This window comes from Acidiplasma cupricumulans (assembly GCF_001402935.1).
GTDB lineage: Archaea > Thermoplasmatota > Thermoplasmata > Thermoplasmatales > Thermoplasmataceae > Acidiplasma > Acidiplasma aeolicum.
Map to the genome: position 1 here is coordinate 1 of NZ_LKBH01000303.1, position 8,677 is coordinate 8,677.

Genomic DNA, 8,677 nt, shown 5'->3' on the forward strand with positions numbered 1-8,677 from the left:
GGGAAATGATCAAAAAAGTATAGGTTTTAATATAATTTATTTTCGAGTATTTAAATATTCATATACATTTTTGATCATTTCCCTCTGGTTTTCATGGCTTAAATTTTTCATGCAATCATTATAATCAAGCCACATATATCCTGAATGCTCCGCAGAAATCCTAATACTGGCATCATCATTTATTTCTGACAAAAACATTGTTACATGTTTTATTACCATATCATTTCCCCTTTGAAATTTGTAGCACATTGAATATGAAAATTTCCTATCAATATCATCAGGATTAATTTTAATTCCAGTTTCCTCAAATGTTTCCCGGATTGCAGCCTCAATTTCTGTCTCATTTTTTTCAATATGCCCCTTAGGGAAATCAAGCCACCCCTCAGATCTTTTTAAAAGCAAAAACTTTAAACTGGAATTTTTTTTATAAAGTATAATGCCGTAACTGTATTCATTAAGCTCCATGATTACTGATTGTTGTATCCCTTATATTGTTTGGCATTTTTAAATTTTAAATATAAATTAAACATACAAAATAAGTTAAAAATGTCAGATGAGAATCTTAATACTTTATTAATGGACAAAAATTTTATTAAACTAACAGGTCCACCGGAGGACTGGCTTAACTTCCTTTATACCGGAACATGGGGGTTCAGGGATAAACCAAGGTTAAAATCCATGTATAATAAAATAGATGTAAATTCAAGTGTTTTTTTGCTCCATTCGATGCATACCGAATATATAAATATGCCATATAAAATTAAAACAGGAATAATTGGCTTTGGATTCGCATCCGGTAAATATATTCTGGATAAATCAGATATAATTCCTGATTATGGAGATAATTTTAGACCCTTAAGATTGCAATTTTCAAAGGTTTATCTGTTTGGAGATATATGCGAGATTAAAATTAATGCATTTGAAAAAATTTTATCCTCAGGAATTAACGAGGCCGGATATTACATAGACGCACTTTTAAGGAATTCCATTTCATTCAATGATTTAAAGGACAATATGGTAAGCATACAGCCACAGGGTGCATTACAGGAGCTTGATAAAAAAAATAATGATGCAATTCTGGCAATATTATCAAAAAAATCAACGAAATTACTGGAATTTTCAAAATAAATATTACCTGGAATCATTTTAAAATAAAAGTATTAATTTATTTATATAAATTCCAAAAATCTATATTTGGTTATGTTTATACAAAATAATGAGACTTCTGGCAGAAATTTATCCATTCGTAAAAGAACATAATTTAAAATCAGAAATAGAAAACATGGAGGGCTTTGATGGATTTAACATACCTGATAATCCACTTGGTTATCCAAAAATACCGCCGATTCTAATAGGATACATGATACGGGAAAAATATTTTAAAAAGGATATAATTATAAATCAAGCTCTTAACAGCGTTGGTGAACTTTATGTACATTCAATTATAAAAGCTGCAAAAATGATTAAATCATCAATTGTTTTTACCATGGGTGATGAACCAAAATATGGAAAAAGATTAAATGAGATATCATCTGAAACCGCCGCATCAATTGCTGCTGAAAGTAATGTTAATGCGGGATTGATAATAAGTTTTTCCTACAGTTATGCAAAAATAAAGGAAAGAATGAAATCAAATGCATCATTTTATCTTGCCCTTAATCTTAAAAAACCGGAAATGCTTGAAAATTTAGATGCATCTAAAATAATTCCTTATATTATCATAAAAACAGAAAGAAATTCAGAAACCATAGGATCAATAAAACAGCCATACATAAATGAAAATTCATTAAAGGATTACTGTGATGCACTTGAATCTTATGGAATAAAAGCGGTTATTTTATCCACCCCGGGTGACAAAAAGGGGCTCATAAAAATTTTAAATGAGGTACAATAATTATAAACATTGATTCTGTATAAACTTTATAAGTATAGATTGCATCTATTATAGGATTTAGTATGGATAAATATGATTCATCACAGATACAAATACTGGAAGGTTTAAAGGCTGTCAGAAAGGTTCCTGGCATGTATATAGGTTCAACTGGGACAGAGGGCCTGCACCACATGGTTTATGAGGTAGTAGATAACTGTATAGACGAATCCATGGCAGGATTTGCATCCAATATAAATATTGTAATATATAGGGATGGATCAATATCTGTGGAGGATGATGGAAGGGGAATTCCTGTAGATATACATCCTAAGTATAACAGGCCGGGCCTGGAAATCGTTATGACAGAGCTTCATAGCGGTGCAAAATTTGATAAAAAGGTATATAAGGTTACCGGCGGCCTTCACGGTGTGGGAGTTCATGTGGTTAATGCACTTTCAGAATACTTAATTGCCCTTGTAAAAAAAGATGGTAAGATATACTATGAAAGATTTGAGAGGGGCATTCCTGTGTCAGGTCTGGTTACATTAACCCCTGATGAGGCAAAAAATGATGAAAATATTAAAGATATTGTTATAAAATATCCAGAACATGGAACAATAATAAAATTTTATCCTGATAAGGAAATATTTGACAGCACAGATTTTTCATACAGCGTCATAAGTGAAAGGATAATGGACCTTGCATTTCTTAATCCAAAAATTACAATTAATTTATCAGATTTTAGAACAAACAAATCAGAATCATTTCATTTCGATGGTGGCCTGGTAGAATATGTGCAGTATTTAAATCAGGGAAAGGAGGTAATAAATAAGGATCCAATACACTGCTATGAAGAATATAAAGATTACACCGTTGAATTCGCCATGCAGTATAATAACGATGTCCCTGAAATATCAGAAAGCTTTGTAAATAACATAAAAACACCGGAGGGCGGCACGCATCTTACAGGTTTTCATACCGGCGTCTCAAGGGCAATTATAGACTATGCAAAGAATAAAAATTTAATAAAGGGGGTTTCAGCGATTACCGGAGATGATACCAGGGAGGGTCTTGTATCAGTGCTGCATGTAAAGATGTACAATCCACAGTTTGAGGGACAGACCAAGGAAAAGCTTGGGAACAGTGCAGTTAAAAATATTGTTTCATCAATAACAGAAAAATACCTTAAGGAATACTTTGAATCATTTCCCCTTGTTGCTGAGGCCATTATAAGAAGGGTTCTTGCTGCATCAGCTGCAAGGGAGGCATCAAGAAAGGCCAAGGACCTTGTAAGGAGAAAAACTGCACTTGAGAGCGGAAGCCTTCCCGGTAAGCTTGCAGACTGCTCATCAGACGATTCAAAAATAACGGAAATATACATAGTTGAGGGTGACTCTGCAGGTGGATCTGCAAAGCAGGCAAGAAACAGGGAATTCCAGGCAATACTCCCATTGAGGGGTAAAATACTTAATGTCGAAAAGGCAAATGACAATAAGGCTCTTGAAAATGAGGAAATAAAAAATTTAATAACAGCCATAGGAACGAATATAAAGGATAAATTTGATATAAGGAATTTAAGGTATAATAAAATCATAATAATGACCGATGCGGATGTGGATGGTGCACATATAAGGACACTCCTGCTAACATTCTTTTACAGATTTATGAAGGATCTTATTGATCAGGGCCATGTATATTTTGCCCAGCCTCCATTATACAGAATTCAAAAGGGGAATGACATACACTATGTTTTCTTCGAGGATGAAAAGGATGATTTGATTAAAAAGCTTGGTGGCAATGTAATAATACAGAGATTTAAGGGTCTGGGTGAGATGAACCCGGAACAGCTCTGGGATACCACGATGAACCCTGAAACGAGGAAGCTTGTGCAGGTTACAATAGAGGATGCCTATTATGCAGATCAATTATTTAGCATATTAATGGGTGAAAAGGTGGAGCCCAGAAGAAAATTCATTGAGGAAAACGCAAAGTACGTAAAGAATCTTGACATATGAGGGTGAGATAAATGCTTGTAAAACCTATAGAGGAAGAAATTAAAACATCATATTTAGATTATGCAATGAGTGTCATAGTCAGCAGGGCAATACCTGATTTCAGGGATGGGTTGAAGCCTGTACAGCGTAGAATACTTTATTCCATGTACGAGCTGAATGTGACCCACGATAAACCATTCAAAAAATCTGCACGTATTGTTGGAGAAACCATGGGTAAGTATCATCCACATGGCGATATGGCAATATATGATGCACTGGCTCGAATGGCACAGGATTTTTCATTAAGATACACATTAATTGATGGGCAGGGTAACTTTGGATCAATAGACGGCGATTCCCCGGCTGCCATGAGGTATACAGAGGCAAGGCTCCAGAGAATTGCAGAGGATATGATGCAGGACATAGATAAGGATACTGTAGAATTCATGCCGAATTTTGACGGTTCATTAAGGGAACCATTATATTTTCCATCAAAGATACCACAGCTGCTGATTAATGGTACATCTGGAATAGCGGTGGGAATGGCCACAAACATGGTACCACATAATTTTAACGAGGTTGCAGATGCAATTATATATTCTGTTGATAATCCACAATGTTCTGTTAATGAACTTTTAGGTTTTATTAAGGGTCCGGATTTTCCCGGCGGTGGCATTGTTTACAAAAGCAGTGACATGCTTGACATATACAGAACCGGCCACGGAAAGGTCCTGTGCCAGGGAGAGATTTCAGAGGAGAAAAAGAAGATAATAATCACAAGCCTGCCATATGGTGTGAATAAGGCAGTTTATATTCAGAATGTGGCGGATCTTGTTAAAAATGATGTTATCAGCAATATATTGGATATTAAGGATGAAAGCGACAGGCATGGCATAAGGATAGTTATTAAGGTTAAGGACGATGATGAGAAAAAATTAACAATAAACCAGCTGCTGGAACACACACAGCTTGAAACATCAATAGGAGTTAACAATCTCGTGCTTTTGGATAACCAGCCGGTTACAATGAACCTGAAGGAAATGATAGACACTTTTATAAACTTCAGGCTGGAAATAATTAAAAAAAGGTCAATATTTGATTTAAATAGGTTAAGGGAAAGGGAACACATACTGACTGGATTAAGCATTGCACTTCAGAACATAGATAAAGTCATAGGAATAATTCGCGGTTCCGAAAATGTTGATACGGCACGGAACAGGCTGATGTCAGAAATAAATCTTTCAGAGAAACAGGCTGTGGCAATACTGGAAATGAGATTGCAGAGATTAACAGGTCTTGAAATTAAGAAGATAGAGGATGAATTAAAATCAATAAGGGAGAACATCATAAAATTAAATGAAATAATAAATAATGAGAACAAAAGAAGGGAGGTCCTAAAAAATGAAATGATTGAACTAAAAAGGCTTTATGGGGACAAAAGAAGGACAAAAATACTTGACCGTGAACTTGTTGAAAGAAATGATGAGGATCTGATTCCAAACGAGGAGTCAATTTTAATATTAAGCAATAACGGACTAATTAAAAGGGTGTCATCTGAGGAGTATAATACACAAAAGCGTGGTGGCAGGGGCATTGTGACTGTAACAAGGCGTGAGGATAGTGTGAGAAGCATACTGTCATGCATGTCGCATGACCTCCTTTATTTCTTTACAAACACCGGAAGGGTGCTCAGTGCAAAGGCATATACTATAGAGAAAAAATCCAGGACGGCAGTTGGGGTTTCCGGTTCAACATTCCTTAAGCTGCTTGACGGGGAGATAGTAAGGCAGATAATGAGGTCTCCTGAGGATAAAAAATCATTCCTTATAATAGTTACAAAAAATGGTTTTATTAAAAAAACACCTGTCAGGGAGATACTTAACATGCGGGAATCTGGTGTAAAAATCATTAATCTTGACAGGGATGATGAGGTGGTTTCAGTTTCAGATCTTGTTAAACCCTCCAAAATATTTATAGTTGCATCAAACAGCAAGGCTGCAATATTTTTAAGTGATGAGGTTTCATCCACAGGAAGAACATCAAGGGGCGTTAAATCAATGAAGTTAAACGGTGCCGAGGTAATAAATGCATTTCTCGTAAACGATGATGACACTGTACTAACAATTACTGAAAATGGAATGGGCAAGAGAACACAGGTATCTGAATTTACAGTACATCACCGTGGATCCAGTGGTAATCTTATATTTAGGGAAAGTGACCGTACCGGGTCTATAGTTACAGCGCTGCCTGTTAGGGATGGGGATGAGATATTAATTATAACAAAGAAGAGCAAAACAATAAGAATTAGTGCGGATGAAATTAGAATACTATCAAGGGTTACATCAGGTGTAAGATTAATAAATCTGGATGATGATGACTCAGTCATAGCCGCATCTGTTCTATAATTTATATTTTAATAAATTTATTATTAACCTTTTAATTGTGCATTTTACCATCTTTATAAAAAATAAACCAGAAATATTTATAAAATTAGTTACAATAACCACCAATGAAAGTTTCTATTATAGGTCTTGGCCATATTGGAAAGGCAGTTCTTGGTATTTTAAATGAAAACAAAAAATTATTTATGGAAAGGTATGGCAAAAGCATTGAGGTTATCTCTGTATCTGATTCAAAAAATACAGTATATGATAAAAATGGTCTCGATCTGGAAAAGGTTCTAATGTACAAGCAAAGGAACCAGCTTGGGGAACTGGCAGAAAATATAAAATTCGATGAGATTTATTCACTTGAATCAGATGTTATTGTTGATATGTCACCGGCCACAAAGGACGGAATTGCAGGAATGAAATTGTACACATCAGCCTTTGAATCGGGCAAAAATATTGTGACCTCAAATAAGGCCCCTCTGGCACTTCACTGGAAGGAGATTATGGAGGGTGCATATAAAAACAAGAAAAGAATACTTTTTGAATCTTCTGTTGGTGGTGGCACACCACTATTTAATTTAAATTCATACTGTTTAAAATCATCAAATATACTTGAATTTAAGGGTCAGGTAAGTTCAACAATAAATTTTGTATTATCACAGTTACTGGCCGGCCTGGATTTTAATGATGCTGTAAAAACTGCACAGAACATGGGGATTGCAGAAACCGATTACCATGACGATACCAATGGCCTTGACGGTGCCAGAAAAACGGTTATAATAGCCAATGCACTGCTAAATAAGGATTACACATTGAATGATGTGAAATATGATGGCATTGAAAACCTAAAAGATATTAATTACATGAAGGAATCAGGAAAAATATACCGTGTTTTATCACATATTAAAAATGAGAATGAAATTACAATAGAATCAAAAATTTTTGAGCTGGACAGAAAAGAAACACTTGCATGCCTGGATTCATTGTCAATGGGGTATCTGGAAAAAACAGATAACAATGATGATATAACAATCTTTGAAAAGCATGACGGCCCGCTTGAAACGGCGGCGCAGGTTGTTAATGACCTTCTCATAATATAAATTTTTTATATTGATTAAAAAAGGCAATCTAAATTGCCGCAGCCATTGCAGCGAATACACCTGTTATAAATAATAGCACAAACCATATAAATACCTGCATTATTACCAAAAGCAGTCCCCTCTCCATGCTTATTCTATAAATCTGCGAATAAACATATAAAAGAATAATAAATGTTATTAGAAAGGCAAGCAATGTCCCAAGAATGGGAATTGGAAAGAATAAAAGGCGAAGTCCTGCATAAACCACTATTATTATAATTGCTGTCATAATTGTTGAAATAACCGCATTGCCCAGTGTCGCGGTGGATCTCCTGGCCACTATTTTTGAGGCTATATACATTGGAATGGATATTATTACTATCATTATTAAGACCGCTATTAATGCAAGTATCAGGCTAAATATAATCATTAAGGGGGATATCATAATGTTATTATTTAAGACTTTGTCATATTTATATTAAAATTATTATCTTTATCCTGAAATATTTAATGCTATTATTTAATAAAAATGCCTGTTAAAAATCATCAAAATAATATATTTTATAACAATTATAAGTTATGAAAGTTTCAATTATAGGTGTCGGCACAGTTGGTAGATCAATAGTAACTGGAATTGCAAAATTAAAAAATTATGAGATTTTTCTTAGCTCTGGATCATATGAAAGGCTAAAGTCATGGAATAACGGCAGATATAATATTTTTCAATCCAATTATGAAAATGCGAAAAATGGGGATATTATAATATTATCAGTAAAACCATCAAATGCGGTAAAAATTCTGGAGGAAATTAAAGATGTGGCAAATGGCAAGGTTATAATTTCAGTTATGGCAGGAATAACCATTAATTTAATAAATAAATATCTAGATAAATCGCCTGTTATCAGGGTTATGCCAAACATTCCCATGCTTGTCCAGAAATCAGTAAATGCCTTTTGCTATTATAATTTAGATGATGAAAATAAAAAAATAGTACTTGAAATATTATCGTCCTTTGGCACACCTGTTGAAATTAAGGAAGATTATATAGATGCAGTAACAGGTTTGAGTGGCAGTGGCCCTGGTTTTATCTCTGTAATGATAGATGCAATGATATCTGCTGGAGTCAGGCTTGGCATTCCAAAGGATACTGCTAAATATCTTACACTGGAAACATTTATTGGAACGGCAAGTCTGATCAGGGAATTAAAAATTTCACCTTCAGACTTAAGGGATGAGGTAATGACACCAGGAGGGACAACCGTTGCTGGCCTTTATTATCTTGAAAAAGGAAACATAAGAACCGCCATAGCGGATGCTGTTGAGGGTGCATATAAAAAATCA

At 34.6% G+C, this 8,677-nt stretch carries 8 protein-coding genes; 6 read left to right on the forward strand and 2 right to left on the reverse strand.

What is annotated here, in order from left to right:
• Positions 1-36: 36 nt before the first annotated feature.
• The gene (locus AOG55_RS08510) at positions 37-465 is read right to left on the reverse strand and encodes a bis(5'-nucleosyl)-tetraphosphatase (RefSeq protein WP_048101184.1); all 429 of its coding nucleotides are present in this window, start codon (positions 463-465) and stop codon (positions 37-39) included.
• A gap of 81 nt (positions 466-546) precedes the next feature.
• On the opposite strand from AOG55_RS08510, the gene AOG55_RS08515 reads away from it, so the two are divergent.
• From AOG55_RS08515 to AOG55_RS08535, 5 genes are all read left to right on the forward strand, one after another.
• On the forward strand, positions 547-1,128 hold the full coding sequence (locus tag AOG55_RS08515) for a hypothetical protein (RefSeq protein WP_048101183.1): 582 nt from the start codon (positions 547-549) through the stop codon (positions 1,126-1,128).
• 88 nt (positions 1,129-1,216) lie between these two features.
• Entirely contained in the window at positions 1,217-1,894 is a 678-nt protein-coding gene (locus tag AOG55_RS08520) for a hypothetical protein (RefSeq protein ID WP_048101182.1), read from the forward strand.
• Between the two features lie 62 nt (positions 1,895-1,956).
• A complete protein-coding gene (gene gyrB / locus AOG55_RS08525; protein ID WP_048101181.1) occupies positions 1,957-3,888 on the forward strand; it encodes a DNA topoisomerase (ATP-hydrolyzing) subunit B in 1,932 nt (643 codons plus the stop codon).
• Between the two features lie 11 nt (positions 3,889-3,899).
• The gene (gyrA, locus tag AOG55_RS08530; RefSeq protein ID WP_048101180.1) at positions 3,900-6,272 is read left to right on the forward strand and encodes a DNA gyrase subunit A; all 2,373 of its coding nucleotides are present in this window, start codon (positions 3,900-3,902) and stop codon (positions 6,270-6,272) included.
• Between the two features lie 104 nt (positions 6,273-6,376).
• Positions 6,377-7,357: a homoserine dehydrogenase gene (locus tag AOG55_RS08535; RefSeq protein ID WP_055032588.1), complete on the forward strand. Its 981-nt coding sequence runs from the start codon at positions 6,377-6,379 to the stop codon at positions 7,355-7,357.
• A 28-nt stretch (positions 7,358-7,385) separates the two neighbouring features.
• Here AOG55_RS08535 and AOG55_RS08540 read toward each other — a convergent pair whose 3' ends face one another.
• Positions 7,386-7,766, reverse strand: a complete 381-nt coding sequence (locus AOG55_RS08540) for a hypothetical protein (protein WP_048101178.1) — start codon at positions 7,764-7,766, stop codon at positions 7,386-7,388.
• Positions 7,767-7,915: 149 nt separating this feature from the next.
• On the opposite strand from AOG55_RS08540, the gene proC reads away from it, so the two are divergent.
• On the forward strand, positions 7,916-8,677 hold a 762-nt coding region (gene proC, locus AOG55_RS08545), incomplete at its 3' end, for a pyrroline-5-carboxylate reductase (RefSeq protein WP_055041175.1).

What these genes read in the sequence shown, in the direction of transcription:
- AOG55_RS08510 (WP_048101184.1), bottom strand. Translation starts at nt 465, where the DNA reads ATGGAGCTTAATGAATACAGTTACGGCATTATACTTTATAAAAAAAAT.
- AOG55_RS08520 (WP_048101182.1), top strand. Translation starts at nt 1,217, where the DNA reads ATGAGACTTCTGGCAGAAATTTATCCATTCGTAAAAGAACATAATTTA.
- AOG55_RS08540 (WP_048101178.1), bottom strand. Translation starts at nt 7,766, where the DNA reads ATGATTATATTTAGCCTGATACTTGCATTAATAGCGGTCTTAATAATG.
- AOG55_RS08535 (WP_055032588.1), top strand. Translation starts at nt 6,377, where the DNA reads ATGAAAGTTTCTATTATAGGTCTTGGCCATATTGGAAAGGCAGTTCTT.
- AOG55_RS08515 (WP_048101183.1), top strand. Translation starts at nt 547, where the DNA reads ATGTCAGATGAGAATCTTAATACTTTATTAATGGACAAAAATTTTATT.
- gyrB (WP_048101181.1), top strand. Translation starts at nt 1,957, where the DNA reads ATGGATAAATATGATTCATCACAGATACAAATACTGGAAGGTTTAAAG.
- gyrA (WP_048101180.1), top strand. Translation starts at nt 3,900, where the DNA reads ATGCTTGTAAAACCTATAGAGGAAGAAATTAAAACATCATATTTAGAT.